The sequence below is a fragment of the Rhizobium sp. BK376 genome, assembly GCF_004341625.1.
In the GTDB taxonomy this organism is placed as follows: domain Bacteria; phylum Pseudomonadota; class Alphaproteobacteria; order Rhizobiales; family Rhizobiaceae; genus Rhizobium.
Map to the genome: position 1 here is coordinate 397283 of NZ_SLZG01000003.1, position 26603 is coordinate 423885.

Genomic DNA, 26603 nt, shown 5'->3' on the forward strand with positions numbered 1-26603 from the left:
TTCCGAAGGGTCCTTACCCTTGTGCAAATGAGAGCTCGACAGCGAATAGCCCACGCAAATGACGAAGCCGACCGCAAGCGCGGCAATCATCAAGCGGTTTCCGAACTTCGAATCCATGCAGCACCTTTGCCGTGACTGTCACAGGAAAACACGCCCGCATGTCAGATGTTCCGAAACGAGCTCTTGGTCAGGACTGCGAGTTGACTTGTCCCATAGGAGGGATCTGCTTCAATTCTCTCCTATTTGAACTACATTCATGCCGTGGATCAGATCGATGTCGAAACCAGCGTCAGCCTGCCCGTCCCTTTCACCCGCTGGTTTGCGGAAAAGGGCTGGCAGCCGCGCGCCCATCAGCTGGAGCTGCTCGCCCGCACCGAAGCCGGCGAAAGCACGCTTCTGATCGCGCCGACCGGTGCCGGCAAGACGCTGGCCGGCTTTCTCCCCTCGCTCACCGATCTGACCCGCCGCGGCAAGATTCCGCCCGGCTCGGCCTTCACTGGCATCCACACGCTCTACATCTCGCCGCTGAAGGCGCTCGCCGTCGACATCGAGCGCAATCTGACAAAGCCCGTGACCGAGATGGGTCTGTCCGCCACCATCGAAAACCGCACCGGCGACACGCCAAATGCCAAGCGCCAGCGCCAGAAACTGTCACCGCCCGATATCCTTTTGACGACGCCGGAGCAGGTGGCCCTGCTCTTGGCGAATGGCGAAGCGGAACGCTTCTTCAAGGATTTGAAATACGTCATCTTCGACGAATTGCATTCGCTGGTCACGTCAAAACGTGGCCATATGCTTTCCCTTGGTCTTGCCCGGCTTCGCAAGCTGGCGCCCGGGCTGCAGACGATCGGCCTGTCCGCAACGGTAGCCGAACCGATGGACCTGCAGAAATGGCTGGTGGCGCAACAGGAAGGTTGCGAGCATCACGCGGGCCTCGTCATGGTCGAAGGCGGCGCCAAGCCGGATATTTCCATCCTGCACACCGAGGAGCGTATCCCCTGGTCCGGCCATTCGGCCAAATACGCCATTCCTGACGTCTACAGGCAGCTGCTCGATCACAAGACGACGCTGCTCTTCGTCAACACCCGCTCCCAGGCCGAAATGCTGTTCCAGGCGCTCTGGACCGTCAATGACGACAACCTGCCGATCGCGCTGCATCACGGCTCGCTCGATGTCGCCCAGCGCCGCAAGGTCGAGGCCGCTATGGCTGCGAACAAGCTCCGGGCCGTCGTCGCCACCTCGACGCTCGATCTCGGCATCGACTGGGGCGACGTCGATCTCGTCATCCATGTCGGTGCACCCAAGGGTGCGTCGCGCCTTGCCCAGCGCATCGGCCGTGCCAATCACCGCATGGACGAACCTTCCAAGGCAATCCTCGTTCCCGCCAACCGCTTCGAGGTGATGGAGTGCCAGGCAGCCCTCGACGCGAACTATATCGGCGCGCAGGACACGCCGCCCGTCGGCCGCGGTGCGCTCGATGCACTCGCCCAGCATGTGCTAGGCATGGCCTGCGCCGAACCCTTCGACATGCTGCAGCTCTACGACGAGATCGTGAGTGCCTCGCCCTATGCCGATCTCTCCTGGGAAACCTTCGAGCGCATCGTCGATTTCGTCGCGACCGGCGGCTATGCGCTGCGCACCTACGAGCGCTATGCCCGTATCCGCAAGACGCCTGAAGGGCTCTGGCGCGTTTCCAACCCGCAGGTCGCCCAGCAATATCGCCTCAATCTTGGCACCATCGTTGAAAGCCCGATGCTGAATCTCAGAATGGTCAAGCGCGGGGAGGGCGGGCGCATCGGCCGCGGCGGCGCCACGCTCGGCAAGATGGAGGAATACTTCTTCGAGCAGCTGTCATCAGGCGACACCTTCATCTTCTCTGGCAAAGTGCTGCGCTTCGAAGGTATCCGCGAGAACGAGGCCTTGGCGAGCCAGGCCTTCTCGAACGACCCGAAGATTCCCTCCTATGCCGGCGGCAAATTCCCGCTTTCCACCTATCTCGCCGATCAGGTCCGTACCATGCTCTCCGATCCGGATCGCTGGAGCCATCTGCCGGATCAGGTGCGCGACTGGCTGGCGATCCAGCAGGAAAAATCGATACTGCCGAAGCGCGACGAGTTGTTGATCGAGACGTTTCCGAGGGGAAGCCGCGCCTACATGGTCGCCTATCCCTTCGAGGGGAGGCTGGCGCACCAGACGCTCGGCATGCTGCTGACCCGCCGGCTGGAACGCGCCGGCGCCAAGCCGCTCGGCTTCGTGGCGACGGACTATTCGCTCGGCATCTGGGGCCTCGAGGACATGGGGGAGATGATCGCGAACGGCAAGCTCGACCTGTCGGAACTCTTCGACGAGGACATGCTGGGCGACGATCTTGAGGCCTGGCTCGACGAATCATTCCTCCTGAAGCGCACCTTCCGCAATTGCGCCGTGATTGCGGGCTTGATCGAGCGCCGTCATCCCGGCAAGGAAAAGACCGGGCGGCAGGTGACTGTCTCCGCCGACCTCATCTACGACGTGCTGCGCAGCCACGAGCCCGACCATATCCTGCTGCAGGCGACGAGACAGGATGCGGCGACCGGGCTTTTGGATATTTCACGGATCGGCGATATGCTGAGGCGAATCAAGGGCCACATCACCCACCGGGCGCTGGACCATATTTCGCCTCTTGCCGTGCCTGTTATGCTGGAGATCGGCAAGGAAGCGGTGCCGGGCGAGGCGCATGACCATCTGCTGGCGGAAGCTGCGGACGATCTGATTGCCGAGGCGATGGCGTGATCTCCCCTGAAAGGGAGATCGTAAAAGGAGCCCACAAGGATGAACCCAATAAAATGCTCGAATAGTCAAAATAACAGTTGATTGCTGACTTAAGCTTGAAGAGGCCTTTGGGCATGGAGACGAAAAATAAGGGGAAACAAGAAAACCCTTACGGCGACCCCCGTGAGATTATTAAGTGGCGAATGCTGCGATTTTTTCTTTTTGTTTTGATACTCAGCCCCCTCCTCTGGCTAACCAGGGGAGAAGACGAAAAAAAGCCAGTTCAGGAACCTGCTAAACAAGGCCAAGCCGGCTACTCGGCAACAGCCCATTGATACTCCCACTCGTGACAGAGGTCGGCCCCTCGGTCTCGACACTGGAAAGAAACAGACGTGATGCATCGCCTAGCCCTTGCGGCCCGCACGACAATGACGACCGACATTGCCCCCGGCGTGGACACATCGGTCCACGGCGTCGCTGCCGTCTGCGATCCGCGCGGCGCTCTCTATCTGCCCGATGACGGCATCCTTGTCGTGTCCGACCTGCATCTGGAAAAGGGCGCAGCCTTTGCCCGCCGTGGCATAATGCTGCCGCCCTATGACACGTTGGCGACGCTGACCGTGCTTTCAGCCGTCATTTCCCGCTACGATCCGAAGCTCGTTATCTCGCTCGGCGACAATTTCCATGATCGCGTCGGCTCCGCGCATCTGCCCGATGCCTTCCGCGGGCGTATCGTCGAGATGGCGCGTGGCCGTGAATGGGTCTGGATCAATGGCAACCACGATCCCGATGGAACCGTGGACCTGCCGGGCAATTCCGTCGACGAGATGCAGTATAACGGCCTGACCTTCCGCCACGAGCCCAGGGGCGGCCTGCAGAAGGGCGAGATATCGGGCCACCTGCACCCGTCGGCGACGGTTCGCCGCCGCGACAGGGCAATCCGCCGTCCCTGTTTCGCGACCGACGGCGCCCGCCTGCTGATGCCGGCCTTCGGTGTCATGAGCGGCGGCCTGGATCTGCGCCACAAGGCGATGCACGGCCTCTTCGATCATGCCGCGCTGATCGCCCATCTGCTCGGCCGCGACCGCATCTATTCGGTCAGGTTCGGGCGGCTTTCGGCCTGACGCATCCAAATTTGTTTCAGTAGCATGCCACTATCCAACGCGATCACAGGAGCCAGCATGCGACTTCCGTCCTTTGCCCTTGCATTGTTCTTCGGCCTATCCGCCATCACCACCCAGGCCCTTGCAGCCGGCTTCGAGACGCCCGAAGCGCTGCTGAAGGCGCTCTACAGCAATCAGGGCAAATCGACGGACGGCCCCACGCCCTATGCGCCTTATTTCTCCGATCACCTGAACGGTCTCTTTCAGGACGACCTCAAGAAGACCCAGCCCGGCGATGTCGGCGCCATCGATTTCGATCCCGTCATCGCAGGCCAGGATGGAAAAGCCACGCATGTGAAGATCGGCAAGCCTGACGTCGATGGCGATAACGCCAAGGTGGTCGTCAATTTCGAGAATGGAGGGCCGGTGACGCTCTACTACACGCTGGTGCGCGAACATGGCGGCTGGAAGGTCGACGACATCGCCGACAAGGCGGGGGACAATTCCTGGTCGCTCGGCGACATCTTCGCAAACGCCCAATACTGACGGGCATCCGGCTTATCCCGGAAGCGTCGCCAAGGCCTCCGCATCGCGCCGCTGCGGCCAGGGATTGACGGCGTCGCGCAGCCAGAGAACCGTGTCCAGCCAGAACCCTGCCGCATGACGGGCATGGAAAAGGCTGAAATGGCCGATCGCATCCAGGCCGAAATCCGATGGCTCGAGGGCAGCCTGTGCCACCTCCGCATGCCGATAGTAGCTCAGCCCGCGGCGGACGGCCGCTGCGGTTCCGATATCGTCGTCCGAGACTGTCACAGCGAGGATCGATGCCTCGACCGCATCGAAGCGGGCGATGACATCGCCTCTTTCCGGGACAGGGTGGCTGCGTTCCATCCGCGCGCCGCGAAAACTCCATTCATTGGCGACGCCGGCCGGCAGGTCTTCGAGCCAGCCGAGCCGCTTTCCGGGAAAATAGCCGAAAACGGCGGTTAGAACAGGCATCACGATATGCCACTTCCAGACGAGGCGCATGCGATGCGCCGGCGCGTAGTCGCGCCAATAGGCATATTGCGCGCCGACCGTCAGCATCCGGTCGATGAGACCGGCATGATCAGAAAGGCCCGGCAAAAAGCCGCCGATGCTGTGACCGACCACCAGGAGCGGCAGCTCGCAATTTCGCTCATGCATGGCAATCAACGCTGCATCGAAATCGAGTTCGCCCCAGTCCCGCCATCGATAGCTGCAGCCGCGCAATCGCGGCGGTCTCGATAGCCCGATGCCGCGATAATCGTAGGTCAGGACGTCGAATCCATGTTCGGCGAGGAACCGCGCATAGTAGTGATAATAGCGAGCAAGCACGCCGGTCGCCGGGTTGATGATGACGTTGCCGCAGCTACTTCCGCCCGCCGCGCGCCAGATATGGCCCCGAAGAACCACACCGTCGCGGCACCGGATATCGATCGGTTCAGCATCGGATGCCAACGCATGCTTCGTCGTGCTCGGCCCGCGCTCAGCCACCTGTTCCATACCGTCGGTCCCGTCGATCCACTTCAGATAGGGAAACACTCTAGCGATCCGATATTGCCGTTGATACTCACTAGTCGGTATACTTGGGGACATGAAGACCGCACCCGAAACCACCCGCGACCGCATCGTGACCGCCGCTGCAAAGCTCTTCTATGGAGAGGGCATTCGCGCCGTCAGCGTCGATGCCGTTGCGGAAAAGGCTGGTGTCACCAAGCGCACGCTCTATTACCATTTCGATAGCAAGGACGAACTGATCGCCGCCTATCTCGAAGGCCGCGATCAGCCAAACCTGGCTTTGTTCCAGAAATGGTTTGCCGAAGCCGAAGGCGGGGTGGACGTGAAGGTCAGGGCGATCTTCCAGCAGCTGGCGAAGTCGGCGCGCCACCCGAAATGGAAAGGCTGCGGCTTCCTGCGCACCTCGGCGGAACTGGCCAATATGCCCGGTCACCCGGCCATGAAGATCGGCGCTCAACACAAGAAGCGGGTAGAGAATTGGCTGACGGAGATTTTCGAGGCCGAATCCATCCTTGATGCCCGCAAGCTTGGCCGCCAGGTCGTGCTGTTGCTCGACGGCAGCTTTGCCGTGGTGCTCATGCACAGGGACCCGTCTTACATGGAGACGGCCGGCGAGGCGGCTGCGGCGCTGGTTGCCGCAGCTCTGCGGGGTTGAGCGGTCCGATCAGGCCGCGTTCTTCACCGGTTCGTAGCGCAGGATCACACCGCCGGTCTTCAGCGGCTTTGCCTCCAGCAGCTTCAGCGGCACCTGCTCGCTCGCCGGCTTGAAATGCGGATTGCCGCTGCCGAGGATGAGGGGCACGAGACAGATGCGGTATTCATCGACCAGCCCGGCCCTGGCGAGCGAGTCCGCGAGTTCAGCGCTGCCGAAGACGAAGATCGTCTTGCCCGGCCGCTGCTTGAGCGCCTTCAACTCTTCAACGGGGTCGCGGACCACGCGGCTGTTGTTCCATTCGGCCCTATCCATTGTGCGGGATGCGACGATCTTCGAAATTCCGTTCATATATTCCTTGATCTCCGGCGTTTCCGTCGCCGTCGGCCAGTAGGCGGCCATGCCCTCGTAGGTCTTGCGGCCGAAGACCAGCATGTCGCCCTCGTTTCCCAGGCCCCGTGCGTAGTGTTCGAGTTCATCGCCCCAGGCCAGCATATGGAAATCGATCGCCCACGGCGCCGTTCCCTCGAAATAGCCGTCAAGCGTCATCAGGTTCCAGACAACAAGCTTTCTCATCTCTCTTCCTCCGCTTCGAGATACTGCACCAAGATTAAAACTGGTTGCAAAAAGCAAGCACTTGCAGGCTAAGTAAACCGATGGCAAAATGCAAGCAGTTTCTTTGGAGATTCGAATGGACGCGATTCACCGCTCCGGCTGCCCGATCAACCTGACGCTCGAGGTCCTTGGCGACCGCTGGAGCTTGATCATCATCCGCGATATCATGTTCGGCAATCGCCGGCATTTTCGCGAGCTGCTGCAGAATTCGGAGGAGGGGATCGCCTCCAACATCCTCGCCGACCGGCTGAAGCGGCTGGTAGAGCGTGGCCTGCTGACGCGCAGCGATGATCCGACGCACAAGCAAAAGGCCATCTACAGCCTGACCGAAATGGCAATCGAACTCGTGCCGCTCTTTGCCCATATGGGCGCCTGGGGCCGCAAGCACCTGCCCGTGTCGGAAGAACTCTCGATCCGTGCGGAACTGCTGGAAAAGGGCGGCCAGCCCCTATGGGACGATTTCATGGACGAGCTCAGGGAGACCCACCTCGGCATACCATTGCCGCCTGGAAAGCCTTCCGTGCTGGAACGGCTGACGGCCGCCTACCTGGAAGTGATGGCGCGCAAGTAGCGCGTCGTCATTCGCCGACACTGCCTGACCCTGCTGAAGAACCGTCTGCCCCGATTTCGAGTGCGGCGTGGACACCGGCTCCCGATATACATCGGGTGTACGCAGCCTAGACCACCGGATGATTACATCCGCTCTGCCAGCGGTGGTACTCAAGCACATCCGAAAACGTATGGTCTTCAGGAGGCAAAGATGAGCTTGGACAATACCTTACATCCCGCCAAATCGGGACGCGAAGAACTGGTTCCGTCGCGCTACGCGGTGCGGATCGGCGAGATTGACGTACTTGTCATCAGCGATGGCGTGCTGCCGCTGCCAACCGCAATGTTGGGACACAATGCCAAGCCGGCCGATCGTGCGGCCTGGCTCGGCGATATGTTCCTGCCGCAGGACGCCTTCGATTGGGCACTGAATGTGGTCGTGGTGCGCAGCGGCGACCAGACCATCCTCATCGACGCCGGGCTGGGATTGGACCCGGACCTGAACTTGCCGCGGGCAGGGCAGTTGATCAGGCGACTGGAGGCGGTCGGCATCGATCTTGGATCCGTCACCGACGTGGTGCTGACCCACATGCACATGGACCATGTTGGCGGGCTTCTCGTCGACGGCGTGAAGGAACGGCTGCGTCCGGACCTCAGGATCCACGTGGCAGCAGCCGAGGTCAAATTCTGGGAAGAGCCCGATTTCTCCCACGTCTCGATGCCGCCGGGTTTTCCGGACGCGCTTCGGGCGGCCGCCAAGAAGTTCCGGAAAGAGTATGAGAGCCACCTGCGGCTGTTCGATGACGAGTACAAGGTTGCGCCGGGCGTGGTCGTCTCCCGCACCGGCGGCCACACTCCCGGGCACAGCGTGGTCCGCGTGGCCTCGGGCAAAGACCGCCTGATGTTTGCCGGCGACGCCGTGTTCGCTGTTGGCTTCGAACACCCCGATTGGTTCAATGGTTTCGAACATGATCCTGAAGAGGCGGCCCGCGTTCGCGTCCGGCTTCTGCGGGAACTGGCAGAGACCGGCGAGCTGCTTGTCGCCACGCATATGCCGTTCCCCTCCGTCGGCCATGTTGCCGTCGATGGCGACGCCTTCCGTTGGGTACCGGTCTTCTGGGACTACTGAGCGCTTATTGCGTTACAGCGAAACGAAACGAGGCAGCGCACCACTAGTCGATCGCTGCCTCGTGCGTCACTGCCGAGTTTGCGATTACGCGCTCTAGTTTTTCCGGAAGACGAAGCTTGCCGTCCATCCCGTGATGACGGCGAGCAATACGGCAAAGCAGCCGTAGGTGATCGGCCGCTCATGCGCGGCGTCGGTGATGGTCTGCTCGATGCCTGTCTTGATGACGCGCAGCGGCAGGGTTCTTTCCACGACGAACTTGCCGCTCTTGAAGAGATAGGCATGGACCGTGTGCACGCCGTTCGGCACGTCGGCCGGCAGGCGCAAGGTTGCCCTGAACAGGCTGGAGCTGACGAAGCGGACGCCGGCGGGATCGCGGACATAGAGGCCTCCGGCCTCCTGCAGTCGCCGGAAGGCATCGCGGAATTCCGTCAGGTCGCTGGCATTGTTGCTGACGAAGCCGATCGGCGTCAGCGGAATATGATCCATGCCGATGCCGTGGTCGTTGAGCGAAAGCGGCGTGGTGATGCTGTCGATGGCGCGGGTGCTGGAAAGCGAATAGGCCTCGGGCACGCGCTCGAAAGTCATGGACCGGGTGTTGACCCAGATGCCGAAGACCCGCTCCTTTCTGCGAACAGTGGCGTTCTCCCGCGGCCCTTCCAGGACGACGACGATGTCATATTGCCCGATCGCCAGCAGCAACTGATCGGTGTTCGACAGCGCGCCAAAAATCGTCAGGTCCGCGCCGGTAAAATCGGAAGTGATGGCGATCTCGCTGGTGGAGGTGCCGATCTCCATGTCCTCGCGCGACGAGGTCGACGTTGACGGCTGGTCGAGCAGCACCTGGGCTTGCACAGCAATAGGCGCAATGAGCAGCGCAAGGGCAACCAGGACAGGACGCATCAACGGCCCGCCCCCTCGATGACGACGGAATAGATATCGGCAGGTGTGACGACCAGCCCCACCGCAAGGCGAAGGCCGACGGCAAGCACCAGCAGGCCGAGAAGCGCGCGCAGCTGTTCGCCGCGCAGCCTCTGGCCGACGCGCACGCCATATTGCGCGCCGATCACGCCGGCGACCATTAGCACGAAGGCAAGCACGATATCGACCGAATAGTTCGTCGCGGCCTGCACGACGGTCGTATAGGCGGTCACGAAGATGATCTGGAACAGCGAGGTGCCGACCACGACATTGGTCGGGATGCGCAGCAGGTAGATCATGGCAGGCACCATGATGAAGCCGCCGCCGACGCCCATGACCGAGGTGAGGATGCCGATCCCGAAGCCGAGCGCGATGACAGGAATGACGCTGAGATAGATCTTGGATTTCTTGAAGCGCATCTTCAGCGGCAGCCGGTGCACCCAGTTGTGGCCTGGCCTTCTCGCCGCGGACGGTTCGTTGCGCGCGGCGCGGCGCATGGCGTTCAGGCTCTCCCAGAGCATCAGCCCGCCGATCGTGCCGAGAAAGACGACATAGAGCAGCGAGATGATGAGATCGAGCTGGCCGATGCGTCTGAGCAGCGAGAATATCCAGATGCCGACGGTCGCGCCGACCAGACCGCCGATGAGCAGCACCGTGCCGAGCTTCATGTCCAGCGTGCCGCGCCGGAAATGCGTGAGCGCGCCCGAGATCGAGGAGGCAACCACCTGGTTGGCTCCCGTGGCGACCGCAACGACGGGCGGGATGTTGTAGAAGATCAGAAGCGGCGTGATGAGAAAGCCGCCACCGACGCCGAACATGCCGGACAGGAATCCGACGGCCGCACCCATGCCGAGGATGATGAAGATATTCACCGAGAGTTCGGCGATCGGCAGGTAGATTGTCACGGCCTGTCCCCGTTATCGGCGCCAGTGAGACCAGGCGCCTTTTGAATTTTCCCCGTTTGAATGACCGATCCTATCGTGAAATCATTGCCAGAGGTTTAGTAAAATGCGTTATGCCGCGGCGCGATCAGGCAAGCGCCTGTCAAGCGGCTGCAGCGCTCCCCCAGGGGGCAAGTGATTGCCACCCGCGGGCAAAATGACTGCATGACGGAATATGACATTGAAAATTTGCGACAAGCCGCACAACCCGTGGCATAAGGGCGCCCGAAACTCCCAAGGCGACCTATCCAGACTATGATCCGTATCGAAAATATCAGCAAGCAGCTCAGCCACCGCATTCTCTTCATCGAAGCGTCAGCAGCCCTCAACAAGGGCGAGAAGATCGGTCTCGTCGGCCCGAACGGCGCCGGCAAGACCACGGTTTTTCGGATGATCAACGGCGAAGAGCTTCCCGACGAGGGGCAGGTGGCGGTCGAGCGCGGCGTCACCATCGGCTATTTCAACCAGGATGTCGGCGAGATGTCCGGGCAGAGCGCGGTTTCGGCCGTCATGGATGGCGCAGGCCCCGTCAGCGTCGTTGCTGCCGAATTGCGCGAGCTGGAAGCCGAGATGGTCGATCCGGATAAGCTCGACGAGATGGACCGGATCATAGAGCGTTACGGCGAGGTGCAGGCGCGCTATGAAGAGCTCGACGGCTACGCCCTGGAGGGCCGCGCCCGCGAGGTTCTGGCGGGCCTGAGCTTCAGCCAGGAAATGATGGACGGCGATGTCGGCAAGCTGTCGGGCGGCTGGAAGATGCGCGTGGCGCTCGGCCGCATCCTCCTCATGCGCCCCGACGTCATGCTTCTCGACGAACCGAGCAACCATCTGGATCTCGAAAGCCTGATCTGGCTGGAGCAGTTCCTGAAGGATTATGACGGCGCATTGCTGATGACCTCGCACGACCGCGAGTTCATGAACCGCATCGTCACCAAGGTCATCGAAATCGACGGCGGCACGCTCACCAGCTTTTCCGGCGACTATGAATTCTACGAGCAGCAGCGGGCGCAGAACGAAAGGCAGCAGCAGGCGCAGTTCGAGCGCCAGCAGGCGATGCTTGCCAAGGAAATCAAGTTTATCGAGCGCTTCAAGGCGCGCGCCTCGCATGCCTCGCAGGTGCAGAGCCGCGTTAAGAAACTGGAGAAGATCGACCGCGTCGAGCCGCCGAAGCGCCGCCAGACGGTCGCCTTCGAATTCCAGCCCGCGCCGCGCTCAGGCGAAGACGTGGTCAGCCTGAAGAACGTGCACAAGAAATATGGCAGCCGCAGCATCTACGAGGGCCTCGATTTCGTCGTGCGCCGTCGCGAGCGCTGGTGCATCATGGGCATCAACGGCGCCGGCAAGTCGACGCTTCTGAAGCTGGTGACGGGGTCGACCGAGCCGGACCAGGGCAGCGTCGCCCTCGGCGCCAGCGTCAAGATGGGCTATTTCGCCCAGCACGCTATGGACCTGCTGGATGGCGAGCGCACCGTGTTCCAGTCGCTGGAGGACGCGTTTCCGCAGGCAGGACAGGGGCCGCTGCGCGCGCTGGCCGGCTGCTTCGGCTTTTCCGGCGACGATGTCGAAAAGAGATGCCGGGTCCTGTCGGGCGGCGAGAAGGCGCGCCTCGTCATGGCGATCATGCTCTTCGACCCGCCGAACCTGCTCGTTCTCGACGAGCCCACCAACCACCTCGACCTCGACACCAAGGAAATGCTCATCAAGGCGCTGTCCGAGTATGAGGGCACGATGCTCTTCGTCTCGCACGATCGCCATTTCCTGGCTGCACTCTCCAACCGCGTGCTCGAACTGACGCCAGAGGGCATCCACCAATATGGCGGCGGCTACACGGAATATGTCGAGCGCACCGGCTACGAGGCTCCCGGCCTGCCGTTAGCCCGCTAATAAGATCGAGAGGCCGGCGCGATCAGCCGGCTTCGCTTCCCCGTCTCAGCGATTGTTGCCGCCCCAGGATTGCAGGCAGGAAATGACTGCGCATCCGCCGTCGCGGCTCGGGATAACAGATTGCCTTGCTTCCGTCCCGGTGCCGCAGAGGGAGCCATTGCTCACATAGCGATCGTAAAGCTGCGCTCCGCTCCTCGATGGATAGCGGAAGATGACTGCCCGCTCCTTGTCGAGAGTGTCCTGGATGGCCGAACATGTCATGGACCCGGAGTTGTATCGGCTGATGGCAAGCGCATCGCCAGCCGGAAACGCGAGTACCGCCGCCAGATAGCCCGCGCGACTGCAGAGCAGACGCTGCAGTCGAAGACGCTTTGATATTGCAGACATAAGGCTTTCCTTCCGCGCAATGATCGTGGTCGAGCGCAGCTGGGGCGGCGCTGCGATCTTCAATGACAAATAGAAAACCGCTCCAGAAATCCAGATCGCAGGAATCGCAGCAAACGGACTAGCTGAACACGTTTTCGTGCGCGCAGGGAGGTCCACGACGCATATGTATTCCAGAAAAAGCATCAGAGTGGCGCAGTATATCTTGAATTAAATTGAAATTGATTAAAATTTTACCAATTAAAAATTAACGTTACTATTAATACTGAAGTATTGCTCCGTACAATACTATTGCCTTTAACCGATCGTTTACATAATCGTTCGCCCATTAACGGTTTGTTAAGCGTTACCGGAGAGGCCCCAAAATGAAACGTCATGGTATTTTGATTGCAGCAAGCATTGCACTTTTGATGGGCGGCAGCAGCCTGGCACAGGCGCGGACGGCCAATTGCTCGGATGCCGGAGCGGGATCCGTAGAATGCGTGGTCAATCGGCCGGTGAACACAATTCCGGCGGCCAAGGGATTTGAAGACTTCGGTAGCCGGAATGGGCGCGGTCCCAATTCCGGCAGCTCGACCGGCGGCAAGACCTCCGGCAATGACAGCGCATCCAATTCAGCCGGCGACAAGGGATCCTCGAACGACGACAAGGGCGGCGGCAACAGCCAGGGCAATGGCGACCAGGGCAACGGCAACCAAAGTGGTGGCGACCAGGGCAAGGGTGATCAAGGCGATGGTGACCACGGCAAGGGCGACCATGGCCACGGCGACCACGGCAAGGGCGACCACGGCAAGGGCGACCACGGCAAGGGCGACCATGGCAAGGGCGACCACGGCCACGGCGACCACGGCAAGGGTGATCACGGCAAGGGTGACCACGGCAAGGGCGACCATGGCCACGGCGACCATGGCCACGGCGACCACGGCAAGGGCGACCACGGCAAGGGTGACCACGGCAAGGGCGACCACGGCAAGGGTGACCACGGCAAGGGCGATCACGGCAAGGGTGATCACGGCAAGGGCGACCACGGCAAGGGTGATCACGGCAAGGGCGACCACGGCAAGGGTGACCACGGCAAGGGTGATCACGGCAAGGGCGACCACGGCAAGGGCGACCACGGCAAGGGCGACCATGGCAAGGGCGACCACGGCCACGGCGACCACGGCAAGGGCGACCACGGCAAGGGTGATCACGGCAAGGGCGACCACGGCCACGGCGACCACGGCAAGGGCGACCACGGCAAGGGTGACCACGGCAAGGGCGACCACGGCAAGGGCGACCATGGCAAGGGCGACCATGGCAAGGGCGACCATGGCAAGGGCGACCATGGCAAGGGCGACCATGGCAAGGGTGACCACGGCCAGAACAGCGGTAGCGGTCACACCCCGCTCTGATTGCCGCACCGCACCGCCGGAAGTGAAGAGCGCTTATCGGCCGGCTTGAGTTGCGAGCCGACACCGACCGGAAATCATGATGCGCGCGAAGGGAGACCGTCGCGAGCAGGGCCGCTTGACATGCACAAAGGCCCGGCGGAGGATTCCGACCGGGCCTTTTTGGGTAGAGCGCAATAGCGCTTACTTGTTCTTGGCCAGCAATGCCTTGACGACCTTGTCCGTCACCTTGCCGTCAGGCTCCATGCCGATCGACTTCTGGAAGCTCTTCAGCGCGGCGACCGTCTTTTCGCCCATCGAGCCATCCGGCGGGCCGGCGTCGAAGCCGTTATTGTTGAGGATGGCCTGGATGTTGCGGATCGCCTTCTTCATGTCGACCGAGGCGGTGTGGACGCCCTTGCCGGTCCAATCGTCGGGAATGTCGGCGCTGTTGGCCTTGCTGTCGACCGGCTGCGGCTTCCAGGTGTCGACCGCGGTGCGGGCGGCGTTCAGCTGGTCCGGTTTCATGGCGTTGGCGACTTCGTCGCGCTTCTGCGCCGCATCCTTGTCGCCGCCCTTGGCTGCAATGGCGAACCACTTGTAGGATTGGCCGAGATCCTGCTTCACGCCGTTTCCGCGGGCATAAAGGATCGCAAGGTTGAACTGGCTGTCCGATATGCCGAGATTGGCGGCCTTCGTGAACCAGTCGGCCGCCGTATTGTAGTCCTGCGGGCCGGTAGCGCCTGACGCATACAGGACTGCGAGGTTGTGCATCGCGCTGGCATTGCCGGCATTGGCGGCGCGCTCATAATAATCCTTGGCCTTGGCAAGGTCGCGATCGACGCCGTTGCCCTTCTCATAAAGGCTGGCCAGGCGATATTGCGCCGGCGCAAAGCCGCGATCGGCCGAAAGCTGGTACCAGCTGGCTGCCTGCTTCATGTCCGCCGGCACGCCGCGGCCGTCTGTGAAGAGCGCGCCGACTTCAAAGAGCGCCAGCGGATCGCCGTTCTTTGCCGCATCGGCAAGCGCAGGCGGCTGGATGGTGCTGGGAACGATGATCGACGGCTGGGCAGGAGCGCCGGGTGCCGTTGCCGTCGTTGCTGCCGGAGCGGCTGCCTGCGGTGCGGCGGCCGTGACATCAGGGGCAGCCGGCGCCGGCGTGCTGGGCACAAAGCCGGATGCGCCCTGCGCAGGGGCCGCAGCGCTAGGCGGCGTGAACGTCTCGCCCCCGGCATCGAGCGGGCTTGCCGACGTCAGGTGATTTTCCGTTCCAGCCGGAGGGACGCCAACGGGCGGCTGGGCAGCCGGCAGCTGTACGTTCTCATCGATCGAGGGCGGCATTGCGGCTACATTGCCGAGATTGGCCTGAGCTACCGGTGCCGTTGGCGTAGCGACGGGCTTCGCCGGGTTCTCGGTGGCCGAGGTCAGGGCGGAGATTTCAGCCGGCGGCGGCGCTTTCTTGCCATGCGTCAGCGTGTTGACGAGCGGGAAGGCCATGATCGCTAGAAGCGCTGCGCCGATGGCAAGCAGGATAGGCCGGCGGAAGCGCGAGAATGCCTTGCCGCCTTTGTTGCCGCCGTCCTTGGCGTTGGGCGAGATGCGCTGCGTCTGGTCCACTTCCATTGCAGCCGCCTGTGCGGCGCGACGGGCAGCGGCGATATAGTCGGCACGTTCGCTTTCGCTCGGGGCCTTGGCATTGCCGGAACGGGCCGCCGTCTGGCTGGCGCGGACGCGCTCGAGGATCTTGCGAACATCAGGCGCGCCCGAGCCCGGCTCCAGCAACTCGTTGGCTTCCTCCGACGGCATGACATCGACCGGATCGATCGAGGGGGCCGGATCGATCATAGGGCGCTCGCCGGTTACAGCAGCCGGTTCCGCGGCCTTGCGGCCGGAGAGAAACCGCTTTCCGAGGCTGGCGAACAGGCTGGACTTGATGCCGGCCTTCTTTGCTTCCGCCTTGATTTCCGCCATCGCTGCGGCGTCCATCGCCGTGCTCGCAGCGGCAGCTGCCATCGACGCTGCAACCGGCTGTTCCGCGACCGTCGAGGTGCGGATGATCGGGGCCGGGCGCACCGGGGCAGCCGTCATGACCGGCGCGTTTGCCGCGCTCGCATAGGCCTGATGGCTCTGCTCTTCCTCGACATGAAACGGATCGACATTGTATTCGGCTGCCGGCATGCGCGGCGCGGGCCGGCTGCTTTCCCGGCTTGTTTCCATGTGGTCCAGCCGGTCGGCGATCTGTACGAGCGTGCCGTGCAGCGCTTCGAAGGTCCGATGCGTCCGCTCGTCGCTGTTGCGGCTGATATCCTCGAGATGCCGCAGATCTTCGGCAAGTGCCGCGATCGCCGACATGTCGGCGGCCGGGACGGCACTGCCGCCAAGCGTTCCATTGCGGGAATAGGCCTCGACGACAGCTTCCGCCGCCTGCCGGGCCGCCTCGATAATATATTCGTCGCTGGTCGCCATATAGTCTTCGAGCGCGCCCATGCGGCGGTCGAACTCGGCGGGGAACTCGCCGCCGGCGTCGCCGCGCGGTTCGCTGATCATCCGGGAGAGATAGGCGATCTGCTCCTCCAGACCGCGCAGCGCATGCGAATCCGTCGGGGCTGCGGCCGTGCTGGCCTCAAGTCTGTCGGCGATATCGGCGAGCCGGCTTTCCAGCCGGTAGACCACATCCTCATCGAGGGCCGAGGCGGGAGGTGCGGGCTGGAAATCGATCGCTTCGATACGGCGGGCGAGGTAGTCGAGGCGTTCCGCCAGCACATCGTTGACCGAGCCATGCTCGAGCGCGTCGATCTTCTGCGAGATATCGGCAAGATGACGCGTCAGGTCCGGCTGCGGTTCTGCTTTCTGCGAGCGCTCCATCAGGTAGGAGAGCTGGTCGAGGCGCTCTTCGAGCTTTGCGACCGATTCCCCGTTGCCGAGTTCCTCGATGCGCATGGTCAGCGCTTCGATCCGGTGCGCGAGGTCGTCGACCGGCTGCTGCTGCGCGGTCTGGCGGCCCATGAGGTCGATCTGGTCGCCGAGATTGGCAAGGCGGCCTTCCAGACGCTGGATCAGCATGGGATCGGCGGCATTCGCGGCTGTCCGGCCGGTGGCGGCAATGGCCCGGCTGATCTCGTCCAGCCGCATGTCGATTGCGGAGAATTGTTCGCTGAGCGCGACGCCCTGCGGCTGCATCATATTGCCAAGCTGCTCCATGGCCGTGGCGATGGAGATCAGCTTCTGTTCCAGCGCATGCACGGCCGGGCTGTCATTCATGCCGCCGAGCTGGCGCTTCATGTCGTCGAGACGATAGGCAAGAGAAACCAGCTCTTCCTGCAGGCCCGATGTATCGAGCGCCTGCAGCCGGTCTTCGATGCCGTCCCAGCGGTTTTCCATGCCGCGCACGGAATCCTCGCGGGCAAGCCCGTCCATCAGCGAGCGCAGTTCTTCAAATTCCGTTTTCAGCCCTGCCGTTTCCGGCGCCCCGCCCGTATGACCGAGCTGGTTGATGCTCTCGGCAAGCCGCGCCAGGTCGTCACGCACGTCGCCGGCGAAGTTGCGATCCTCGGCATTGGCCTTGATGGCGCGGATTTCTGCCCTGAGCGCGCTCATCTCGCGCCCGACGCCGTCGGCGATATCCTGCTTCAGGTCCTTGCGGAGGCTGACGAGAGCCTGCGCGATCTCTGTCATCGCATCCGGGTTTGCAAGCGGGCTTGCCGGGCGCTGCGGGGCAGGCGCGGCCGTTCGCTGCGCCGGCCGCTCGAAGGAGCGCGAAGCAAAGGACTGCGGTTCGGGATGGGAAGGCTCGTCGTGGCGGCTATAGCTGCGTTCGCGGCTCGCCTCAAGCGCGCGCTGGCGCTGGCGGATTTCCGTGAGCGGGTCGGGCCGGCTGATGGGCTCCGGGCGCTGCTCGGCGCGAGCCGGCCGTTCCTGGCCGCGGCTGCCATAGGCGTCGCGTTCGCCGCGGGCTGCCATCGGCGCCCTTTCGGCATAGGCCACGCGATCGGTAGCGGCAGCATAGGCAGGCGCCGTGCGCTGGCGTGCGTCGTGCACGCCACCTGATCCCATCAGTCCCTCGATACGAGCTTCCAGTCCCTCGATCGTGCGGCTCAACGCATCGAGAGAGGTCCTGTCGCTCATGCCGGGAGGATTTGATCGCGATCCGCTCATCTTTTGCTCGCTTCGACGTTGAGCCCTTAATGGGCCACTTCCTGTTCAATCCGACTGCCGTCCTCCTGATCCGAGGCAAAGGCTATCGGCAACCGTCTGGCAAGGATTAGCTTATTAGACTTTCCTCAAGCTGACGGCCGGGCGGCGTTCCCTGGAAAACGCGAGACAATAAAGGGAAACACGGATCACCACTTTCACCGCGCACAATTCATTAGACGTGGTAAACAAGCGGTTAATTTCCGTCGGATTTTTTTAACCTTTTGTTGCGAGTTGGCCATTCGCTCCGCAACCAGGCCGGCATTTGCAATTTCTAAAATTAGTATCGACACAAATAAAACTATAAATTGCCCTAGGCCAGAAGCTTGGGATCATCGAGCATGATCGCATCGGGCAGACTTTCGGCAATCCTTGCAAGCCCATCGCCATCCACCTTGCCGACGGGGTAAGGCGGATATTCCGGCAGCGGTACGCTGCGGGGCTGGCCGACCATGATTGCGAGCCGCAATCCGCTCTCGCGCACCGATTTCGCTCTCTCTTCGGTCAGCGCCCCCTGCCAGAGCCGGAACCAGTTCGCGCCTGCGAGCCGGGCGTTGACAGCCGAATCCGGATCACTGACAAGCGCGAGGATCGCCATGTCGGCCGCCATTCCCCGTGCCGCCCGGATCAGCGCGACATCGCGTAAGCCGAGGATGGTGCGCGCGGTCGCGCCGGCGGAGGCCACGGAAGCGATAATGGCTGGAAGATGGGTCTCCTCCATCAGCTTCACATCCAGCAGCAGGCCGAGCGGATACGATGCGGATATGGCCTCCGGCAGCGTCATCACGGAGGGCAGCAATTGCCGCAAAGTCGCAAGGTCAAGCTCGGCAACGGTACGCGGATCGCCGCATAGCCGCTGCAGATCGGCGTCATGGACGCAGACGTGCACACCATCCGCCGTCACCCTCACGTCGGTTTCGACCGCATCGGCGCCGGCCGCCTCTGCCGCGCGAAAGGCCTCCGCACTGTTTTCCGCCGCCAGCAGCGCGCCGCCGCGATGGGCGATGACGAGCGGTTTGTGCGAGGCATCCGTCCATGATCCGAAAGTCATCGGTATTTCACCTGGGCTATGAAGAAGGATCCGCTTTTGTCCGATTCAAGTGTCGGCCTTGCGACAGGGCCTAGTACCAGGGCCTAGTAATCAAGCTCGTCGGATGAAAACCAGACGTCGCGATAGACCGCCATGGCACTATCGTCGGGAGCGCGGCTTTCGGTCGGCCATAGCGAGCGTACGCGCCGTGCGTCACGTCCGTTTGGCGTGCGAACGCATTCGTCGGTGCTTGATGCGCCAACGCAGGGAATGAACCAGGATGGCATCAACGGCTTTGCCCGAAATCCGGCGTCAGTCCGGGTGACGAGCATGGCAAGGCCGATGTCGTCGGCAGGGCGCCAGGGAAAGATCATCCGCCCGCCCGGGCGCAGCGCCTTCAGCCAGGAAAGCGGCGGACGGGCGACGCCGGCATTGACATAGATGACGTCAGAGGGCGGAAGGGGCTGTATAGTCGCGTCCGCCTGGATGATATCGACGCCCTCGAAGGGGACGAGATTGTCCCGCGCCCGGTTCGCCAGGCCATCCTCTCTCTCGAAGCCATAGACATGCCCGTTCGGCAGCACCAGCATCGACAGCAACGCGGTATAGTATCCCGCGCCCGCGCCTATATGGGTGACGGTCTCGCCGCTTTGGGGCGCGACCGCGCCGATCCATGCTGCATGCAGAAACGGCTCGCCATTGTTGATGCCCTTGCCGACGTCGAGCGCAACCAGCGCATTCTGGTAAAGGTAGATCGGGTCGGCGCTCGGCGTTTCAAAATATTGCGACCCGACCATGATGTGCCAGGGACCGGGCGGCAGGAAAGCCTCTCGTGGTACGATCTCGAATATCCGCTCCAGACGCGGATCGGCGGACTTGCTCGCCGCCGCCATCAGCCTGGCATAGAAATGCCTGATCTCGTCGAGTGTCGCTCTGCCTGTCGCAGGCATGGTCGTCCTCCATAAGCCCGTCGGTGGAATTTGACGCGGGATACCATCATTCGGAGTTGTATTTGCCGCAAGCGATTTTCTTGTTGTGATGTTGTAATGCTGCCGTCGATTGGCAAGGATAGTGTTTGATCGCATAAATTTGACGTTTACGCGCACGTCAATATTTTATATGCATTATGGCCGCCGGCTTGCGAATTGGAGGATTTGAGACAATGCCCACCTACAAGGCCCCTGTGAACGATACGCTTTTCGTTCTCAACGACGTTCTCGGGCTGGAGCGTTATAACAATCTTCCCGGTTTTGCCGACGCTACCCCTGACATGATCGAGGCCATCCTCGGCGAGGCGGCGAAGATGGCGGAGGAGGTTCTGTTTCCGCTGAACTATTCCGGCGATCAGGAAGGCTGCACCCGCCACGCTGACGGCACTGTCTCGACACCGAAGGGCTTCAAGCACGCTTACGACGCCTATCGCGAAGGCGGCTGGATCGGGCTTGCCGTGCCGCAAGAGTTCGGTGGCCAGGGGCTGCCCTATACGCTGCATGCTGCAGTCTGCGAATACACCTCTGCTGCCAACATGTCGCTGATGATGTACCCTGGTCTGACGCAGGGCGCGATTGCCGCCATCCTCGCTCATGGCTCGGACGAGCAGAAAAAGACCTATTTGCAAAAGATGGTCGAGGGCACATGGTCCGGCACGATGAACCTGACCGAACCGCATTGCGGCACGGATCTCGGCCTTTTGCGCACCAAGGCGGTGCCGCAAGCCGATGGAAGCTACAAGATCACAGGCCAGAAGATCTTCATTTCTGCCGGCGAACACGACATGACGGACAATATCGTCCATCTGGTGCTCGCCCGCATCGAAGGCGCGCCCGAGGGTACCAGGGGTATCTCGCTCTTCATCGTCCCGAAGTTCATGGTCGGCGAGGATGGTTCGCTCGGCGCGCGCAACGGCGTTTCCTGCGGTGCGATCGAGCATAAGATGGGCATCCATGCAAACGCCACCTGTGTCATGAATTACGACGAGGCGACCGGCTATCTGATCGGCGCTGAAAACCGCGGCCTCAACGCCATGTTCGTGATGATGAACGAAGCCCGCGTCAGCGTCGGCCTGCAGGGTGTCTCGGTCGCCGAGATCGCTTATCAGAATGCCGTCGCCTATGCCCGCGACCGGCTCCAGGGCCGCTCGCTCTCCGGCCCCAAGGCGCCGGACAAAAAGGCCGACCCGATCATCGTTCATCCGGATATCCGCCGCTCGCTGATGACCATGCGCGCCTTCAACGAGGCCGGCCGCGCCTTCCTGCTCTGGACTGCTCTGAAGTCTGATATTGCCCACCGCGCGACGGACGAAAAGGAGCGCCAGACCGCCGACGATATCCTTAGTCTTGTCACCCCGATCCTGAAGGGTGTGATGACCGACAAGGGCTTCGAGCATGCGGTCATGGCGCAGCAGGTCTTCGGCGGCCATGGCTATATCGAGGAAAACGGCATGAGCCAGTATGTCCGCGATGCCCGCATCACCATGATCTATGAGGGCGCCAACGGCATCCAGGCGCTCGATCTTGTCGGCCGCAAGCTCGGCCTCAACGGCGGCCGTGCCGTCATGGCGCTCTTCAAGGAAATCGGCGATTTCTGCGAGGAAAACCGCAATGACGAAAAGCTCTCCTTCTTCACCAAGCAGTTGAAAAAGGGCTTGAACGACGTGCAGGCCGCGACCATGTGGTTCATGCAGCATGCCATGGCCAAGCCCGACAATGCCGGCGCCGGCTCGACCGATTATATGCACCTCTTCGGCCTTGTCGTTCTCGGCTATATGTGGGCAAAGATGGCAAAGGCGGCAACGGAAGGGCTTGCCGCAGGCGAGACCGCCCGCGAGGAGTTCCTGCGCAACAAGCTCGTGACCGCGCGCTTCTTCATGGAGCGCATCATGCCGGAGACCGCGCTGCGCAAGGCCCGCATCGAAACCGGTGCGGAAACGATGATGACGCTGAGCGCCGAGGCGTTTTGACGGGGGCCCCCCTTCTCCCCGAGGGGAGAAGAGAAGACGAATTCAACGGCCCGACGGCCGCCAGGGAGAAGACTGAAATGACCGACGTTTTCATTTACGACCACGTCCGCACGCCGCGTGGGCGCGGCAAGAAGGACGGGAGCCTGCATGAGGTTCCCTCCGTGCGCCTTGCCGCCAAGACGCTGGAGGCGATCAGAGACCGCAGCGGGCTCGATACCGCGACCGTCGACGACATCATCATGGGCTGCGTCGATCCGGTCATGGATGCAGGTGCCGTGATCCCCAAGGCTGCCGCTTTCGAGGCCGGCTATTCGACGACGGCGCCCGGCATGCAGATCTCCCGCTTCTGCGCCTCCGGCCTCGATGCCGTGAATTTCGGCGCGGCCAAGATCGCGCAAGGGGCTGACGACATCGTCATTGCTGGCGGCGTCGAGAGCATGTCGCGCGTCGGTCTCGGCATGTCGGGCGGCGCGTGGTTCATGGATCCGTCGGTGAATTTCCCGGCCTACTTCATGCCGCAGGGCGTCTCGGCCGACCTGATCGCCACCAAATACGGCTTCTCCCGCACCGACGTCGACGCCTATGCGGTCGAGAGCCAGAAGCGTGCAGCTCATGCCTGGAAGAGTGGCTGGTTCGACAAGTCTGTCATTCCGGTCAAGGACCAGAACGGTCTTGTGATCCTTGCCCATGACGAACACATGCGCCCCGGCACCGATATGCAGGCGCTGGCGGCGCTCAATCCTTCGTTCCAGATGCCCGGCGAGATGGGCGGCTTCGAGGCCGTCGGCATCCAGGCGCATCCGGAGGTCGAGCGCATCACTTACGTCCACCATGCCGGCAATTCGTCAGGCATCGTCGATGGCGCGGCTGCCGTCCTGCTCGGCTCCAAGGCCGGCGGTGAATCGATGGGCCTGAAACCCCGCGCCCGTATAAAGGCCTTTGCTAATATCGGCTCGGACCCGGCGCTGATGCTGACCGGCCCGGTCGACGTTACGGAAAAGCTGTTGAAGCGCACCGGCATGACGCTCGCCGACATTGACCTCTTTGAATTGAACGAAGCCTTCGCTGCCGTCGTGCTGCGTTACATGCAGGCCTTCGAGATCGACCACGACAAGATCAACGTCAACGGCGGCGCCATCGCCATGGGCCATCCGCTCGGCGCAACCGGCGCGATGATCCTTGGCACCGTGCTGGACGAGCTGGAGCGCCGCGACCTCAACACCGCGCTGGTAACGCTCTGCATCGGCGCCGGCATGGGCACGGCGACTGTGATCGAGAGGGTTTGAGGGCTAACCCTCCCCCTTTTGGGGAGGGTCGAGCGTAAGCGAGGGGAGGGGTTTCACCGCAAATTCCCCTCTCCAACCCCTCCCCACCAGGGGAGGGGCTTTGCCGCAAAGATCGTCCGGGAAAAGGAAATCCCACATGACCACCTACACGAACTTCACCGTCGAAACCGACGCCGACAATATCGCCCTCGTCACCTGGGACATGCCCGGCAAGTCGATGAATGTCTTCACCGAGGAGGTGATGGACGAGCTGAACGCCATCGTCGTGGAAACGAGCGCCGACACTACTCTCAAGGGCGTGGTCATCACGTCAGGCAAGTCCACCTTCTCCGGCGGTGCCGATCTTTCGATGATCAAATCGATGTTCACCTTCTACAACGAGGAGAAGGCGAAGGACCCGGCTGCGGCAGCGCAAAAACTCTTCGATCTCGTCGGGCAGATGACCGGCCTCTTCCGCAAGCTGGAAACCTCGGGCAAGCCTTGGGTCTCGGCGATCAACGGCACCTGCATGGGTGGCGCCTTCGAAATGTCGCTTGCCTGCCACGGCCGGGTCGTCTCCAATTTGAAGAGCGTCAAGATCGCGCTGCCCGAGGTGAAGGTCGGCATCTTCCCCGGCGCCGGCGGCACGCAGCGAATCTCGCGGTTGACGGATGCGCAATCGGCGCTGCAGATGATGACGACGGGCCAGTCGCTGAACGGCGCCCGCGCCAAGGCGATGAACCTCGTGCATCAGGTCGTCGAACCGGACCAGTTGATCATAGCCGCAAAGCAGATGATCAAGGACGGTCTGAAACCCATCGCTCCCTGGGACGAAAAGGGCTTCAAGGTGCCTGGCGGCGGCATCTGGACGCCAGCTTCCGCCCAGCTCTGGCCGGCAGCGCCCGCCATCCTCCGCCGCGAGACCGCAGGCAATTATCCCGCCGCACTCGCGATACTGAAATGCGTCTATGAAGGCCTGCAGGTACCCTTCGACACAGGCCTCAAGATCGAGCAGCGCTATTTCACCCAGGTACTGCAGTCGACCGAAGCCTTCTCGATGATCCGCTCGCTGTTCATCTCCATGCAGGAACTCGGCAAGGGCGCCCGTCGCCCGGCCGGCATCCCCAAGGCAGAGCTGAAGCATGTCGGCATCGTCGGCGCCGGTTTCATGGGTGGTGCGATCGCCTATGTCACGGCTGCAGCGGGCATCCGGGTCACGCTCATCGACCGCGAGATCGAGGCCGCCACCAAGGGCAAGTCGCATTCCGAGACCCTGGTCAAGGATTCTATTGGTAAGGGAAGGCTGACGCAGGAAGAGGCCGCAGCCCTTCTCGGCAACATCACGCCCTCGGCCGAATATGCGGACCTGAAGGATGCCGATCTCGTCATCGAAGCCGTCTTCGAGGACCGTGAGGTGAAGAAGGCGGTCATCGAGGCGGTCGAGGCTATCCTGCCGGAAACGGCGATCTTCGCCTCCAACACTTCGACGCTGCCGATCACAGGCCTTGCGAAAAACTCGAAGCGGCCGGACCAGTTCATTGGCATCCACTTCTTCTCGCCGGTCGAGAAGATGATGCTGACCGAGGTTATAACAGGCAAGGAGACGGGAGACCGCGCCCTTGCAGTCGCGCTCGATTTCGTCGCCGCGATCAGGAAGACGCCAATCGTCGTCAACGACACGCGCGGCTTCTATGTCAACCGCTGCGTCTTCCGCTACATCCACGAAGCCTATGACATGCTGATCGAAGGCGTCCCGCCGGCCATGATCGAGAATGCCGCCAAGATGGCCGGCATGCCGGTCGGTCCGCTATCGCTCAACGACGAAGTCGCGATCGACCTTTCCCAGAAGATCCTGAAGGCGTCAGTCGCCGATCTCGGCCCCGCGGCCGTCGCCCCGGAACATATGAAGCTTATCAACAGGATGGTCGACGAGCTCGACCGCCGTGGCCGCAAGAACGGCAAGGGCTTCTATGATTATCCCGCGAAACCGGCCAAGAAGTCGCTTTGGCCCGGCCTCAAGGAGTTCTACCCGCAGAAGAAGGCTTCCGAAGTCGACGTGACAGTGCTGAAACAGCGCCTGCTGGTGACCATCGCGCTCGAAGCCGCCCGCACCATGGAGGAGGGCATCGTCACCGATCCGCGCGAGGCAGACGTCGGCTCTATCCTCGGCTTCGGCTTTGCGCCCTACACCGGCGGCACGCTCTCCTATATCGACGGCATGGGCGTAAAGGCCTTCGTCACGCTCTGCGAAAAGTTAGCTACGGCTTACGGAGATCATTTCAAGCCGACCGCGCTGCTGAAGGACATGACCGCCAAGGGCGAGACCTTCTACGGCCGGTTTGATCCCTATGGAAAGAAGCAGGCCGCTTAGCCGGCTTTCCTCTTCTCCCCGCGGGGGAGAAGAGACCAAGCCACCTCCGCCCAGCCCTCTTCTCGCGGGGAGAAGGGGGGAGCCATCAACGCCTCACAAGCACCCTTGCCGTCACCGACTGCTCGATCCCCTTCAGCGTAAGCAGGCGCGTCTCGGTCCCGCTCATAAGGTCGGGCTCGCGGCCAGCCGTCTCACACGACACCAGGATCTCGCCCGCTGTGGCCTTGGATTCCAGCCTTGCCGCTAGGTTGACCGCGCCGCCGATCGCGGTGAAATCGCTGCGGAAGGTGGAAAACTCGCCGATCTCGACATCGCCGCTATGGATACCGACGCCGACGCCCAGCTTCTCATCAGGCATTCCCTCCAGATCCAGGTTCAAGGCGTCGAGCGCTGCGCTGCAGCTCTTCTGGATGTCGAGCGCGGCCATGATCGCCGCATAGGCGTGATCCCTGTTGGCGATCGGAAAATTGAAGATCGCCATCAGCCCGTCGCCCATCTGCTTGTTGACGATGCCGTCATGCGCCCAGATCGCCTGCGCGCAGAGATCCTGAAAAAGGCTGACGATCTCGCTGAGGCGGACTACCTCGATGCGCTCCGACAGTGCCGTGAACCCCCTGATATCTGCAAACAGAATGGTGGCGTTGGCGGTTATGTGACGCTGCTTTTTGACGTAGCGAAACGAACGCTCGCAGATCGTGCAGATGTTAGGGTTCATCTTGCTGCGGGTGATGCCGAAGGCGCGCAGGGGAAGGGCGAGCGGCCCGCGGATCGGGATCGGCACGCGCATCTGGTCCCAGCACCCCCGGCAGATGAGGGCGTTGGCATGATGGGTTGATCCGATCTGATCGGAAACTATTGTCATCTTCCGCTATCCGTCCCCCCGAATGGCTCGCTGGTTTATGACAGCTTGAGCTTGTGCCATCCTTCAGATTTTTGCAACTGTTGAAATATT

Annotated in this window: 20 protein-coding genes; 11 read left to right on the forward strand and 9 right to left on the reverse strand. The window is 62.1% G+C overall.

Annotated features, from left to right (window positions below; all coding sequences use genetic code 11):
- Positions 1-261 precede the first annotated feature (261 nt).
- From EV561_RS10395 to EV561_RS10405, 3 genes are all read left to right on the forward strand, one after another.
- Positions 262-2772 (forward strand): ligase-associated DNA damage response DEXH box helicase, encoded by a 2511-nt coding sequence (locus tag EV561_RS10395; protein ID WP_132520999.1) that lies wholly within the window; start codon positions 262-264, stop codon positions 2770-2772.
- 374 nt (positions 2773-3146) lie between these two features.
- The gene (pdeM, locus tag EV561_RS10400; RefSeq protein WP_207910518.1) at positions 3147-3875 is read left to right on the forward strand and encodes a ligase-associated DNA damage response endonuclease PdeM; all 729 of its coding nucleotides are present in this window, start codon (positions 3147-3149) and stop codon (positions 3873-3875) included.
- A gap of 57 nt (positions 3876-3932) precedes the next feature.
- Positions 3933-4400, forward strand: a complete 468-nt coding sequence (locus EV561_RS10405; RefSeq protein WP_132521001.1) for a DUF3828 domain-containing protein — start codon at positions 3933-3935, stop codon at positions 4398-4400.
- A 12-nt stretch (positions 4401-4412) separates the two neighbouring features.
- Here the strand turns inward: EV561_RS10405 and EV561_RS10410 are convergent, their stop codons facing one another.
- Positions 4413-5378, reverse strand: coding sequence for an alpha/beta fold hydrolase (locus EV561_RS10410; RefSeq protein ID WP_132521648.1), 966 nt, complete (start codon positions 5376-5378; stop codon positions 4413-4415).
- Between the two features lie 91 nt (positions 5379-5469).
- On the opposite strand from EV561_RS10410, the gene EV561_RS10415 reads away from it, so the two are divergent.
- Positions 5470-6048, forward strand: a complete 579-nt coding sequence (locus EV561_RS10415; RefSeq protein WP_132521003.1) for a TetR/AcrR family transcriptional regulator — start codon at positions 5470-5472, stop codon at positions 6046-6048.
- A gap of 9 nt (positions 6049-6057) precedes the next feature.
- Here the strand turns inward: EV561_RS10415 and EV561_RS10420 are convergent, their stop codons facing one another.
- Complete coding sequence (locus EV561_RS10420; protein ID WP_132521005.1) at positions 6058-6621, reverse strand: dihydrofolate reductase family protein; 564 nt, start codon at positions 6619-6621, stop codon at positions 6058-6060.
- A gap of 115 nt (positions 6622-6736) precedes the next feature.
- Between EV561_RS10420 and EV561_RS10425 the strand changes: the two genes are divergently transcribed.
- Both EV561_RS10425 and EV561_RS10430 read left to right on the forward strand, forming a co-directional pair.
- Positions 6737-7231 (forward strand): helix-turn-helix domain-containing protein, encoded by a 495-nt coding sequence (locus EV561_RS10425; protein ID WP_132521007.1) that lies wholly within the window; start codon positions 6737-6739, stop codon positions 7229-7231.
- A gap of 189 nt (positions 7232-7420) precedes the next feature.
- The gene (locus EV561_RS10430) at positions 7421-8338 is read left to right on the forward strand and encodes an MBL fold metallo-hydrolase (RefSeq protein WP_132521009.1); all 918 of its coding nucleotides are present in this window, start codon (positions 7421-7423) and stop codon (positions 8336-8338) included.
- A 93-nt stretch (positions 8339-8431) separates the two neighbouring features.
- Here the strand turns inward: EV561_RS10430 and EV561_RS10435 are convergent, their stop codons facing one another.
- Positions 8432-9238: a TIGR02186 family protein gene (locus tag EV561_RS10435; RefSeq protein WP_132521011.1), complete on the reverse strand. Its 807-nt coding sequence runs from the start codon at positions 9236-9238 to the stop codon at positions 8432-8434.
- Positions 9238-10161: a sulfite exporter TauE/SafE family protein gene (locus EV561_RS10440; protein WP_132521013.1), complete on the reverse strand. Its 924-nt coding sequence runs from the start codon at positions 10159-10161 to the stop codon at positions 9238-9240. The genes EV561_RS10435 and EV561_RS10440 overlap by 1 nt, the downstream gene beginning before the upstream one ends.
- A 291-nt stretch (positions 10162-10452) precedes the next feature.
- Here EV561_RS10440 and EV561_RS10445 point away from each other — a divergent pair, with 291 nt between their 5' ends.
- On the forward strand, positions 10453-12081 hold the full coding sequence (locus tag EV561_RS10445) for an ABC-F family ATP-binding cassette domain-containing protein (RefSeq protein WP_132521015.1): 1629 nt from the start codon (positions 10453-10455) through the stop codon (positions 12079-12081).
- 45 nt (positions 12082-12126) lie between these two features.
- On the opposite strand, the gene EV561_RS10450 is transcribed toward EV561_RS10445, so the two are convergent.
- Positions 12127-12468, reverse strand: coding sequence for a hypothetical protein (locus EV561_RS10450; protein ID WP_245512641.1), 342 nt, complete (start codon positions 12466-12468; stop codon positions 12127-12129).
- A gap of 362 nt (positions 12469-12830) precedes the next feature.
- On the opposite strand from EV561_RS10450, the gene EV561_RS10455 reads away from it, so the two are divergent.
- Positions 12831-13859: a cell wall anchor protein gene (locus EV561_RS10455; RefSeq protein ID WP_132521017.1), complete on the forward strand. Its 1029-nt coding sequence runs from the start codon at positions 12831-12833 to the stop codon at positions 13857-13859.
- A gap of 180 nt (positions 13860-14039) precedes the next feature.
- Here EV561_RS10455 and EV561_RS10460 read toward each other — a convergent pair whose 3' ends face one another.
- The 3 genes from EV561_RS10460 to EV561_RS10470 form a co-directional block, all read right to left on the reverse strand.
- The gene (locus EV561_RS10460) at positions 14040-17990 is read right to left on the reverse strand and encodes a peptidoglycan-binding protein (RefSeq protein ID WP_132521019.1); all 3951 of its coding nucleotides are present in this window, start codon (positions 17988-17990) and stop codon (positions 14040-14042) included.
- 349 nt (positions 17991-18339) lie between these two features.
- Positions 18340-19077, reverse strand: a complete 738-nt coding sequence (locus tag EV561_RS10465) for a glycerophosphodiester phosphodiesterase family protein (protein ID WP_132521021.1) — start codon at positions 19075-19077, stop codon at positions 18340-18342.
- An 83-nt stretch (positions 19078-19160) separates the two neighbouring features.
- Positions 19161-20006 carry a protein-L-isoaspartate O-methyltransferase gene (locus tag EV561_RS10470; protein WP_132521023.1) on the reverse strand — a complete coding sequence of 282 codons (846 nt, stop codon included), beginning with the start codon at positions 20004-20006 and terminating at the stop codon, positions 19161-19163.
- 212 nt (positions 20007-20218) lie between these two features.
- Here EV561_RS10470 and EV561_RS10475 point away from each other — a divergent pair, with 212 nt between their 5' ends.
- The 3 genes from EV561_RS10475 to EV561_RS10485 all read left to right on the forward strand — a co-directional run bounded on the left by EV561_RS10475 (position 20219) and on the right by EV561_RS10485 (position 25651).
- The gene (locus EV561_RS10475; RefSeq protein ID WP_132521025.1) at positions 20219-22015 is read left to right on the forward strand and encodes an acyl-CoA dehydrogenase C-terminal domain-containing protein; all 1797 of its coding nucleotides are present in this window, start codon (positions 20219-20221) and stop codon (positions 22013-22015) included.
- Between the two features lie 77 nt (positions 22016-22092).
- Complete coding sequence (locus EV561_RS10480) at positions 22093-23301, forward strand: acetyl-CoA C-acetyltransferase (protein WP_132521027.1); 1209 nt, start codon at positions 22093-22095, stop codon at positions 23299-23301.
- A gap of 136 nt (positions 23302-23437) precedes the next feature.
- Positions 23438-25651, forward strand: coding sequence for a 3-hydroxyacyl-CoA dehydrogenase NAD-binding domain-containing protein (locus EV561_RS10485; protein ID WP_132521029.1), 2214 nt, complete (start codon positions 23438-23440; stop codon positions 25649-25651).
- 85 nt (positions 25652-25736) lie between these two features.
- Here EV561_RS10485 and EV561_RS10490 read toward each other — a convergent pair whose 3' ends face one another.
- Positions 25737-26513, reverse strand: a complete 777-nt coding sequence (locus EV561_RS10490; protein WP_132521031.1) for an adenylate/guanylate cyclase domain-containing protein — start codon at positions 26511-26513, stop codon at positions 25737-25739.
- Positions 26514-26603 lie beyond the last annotated feature (90 nt).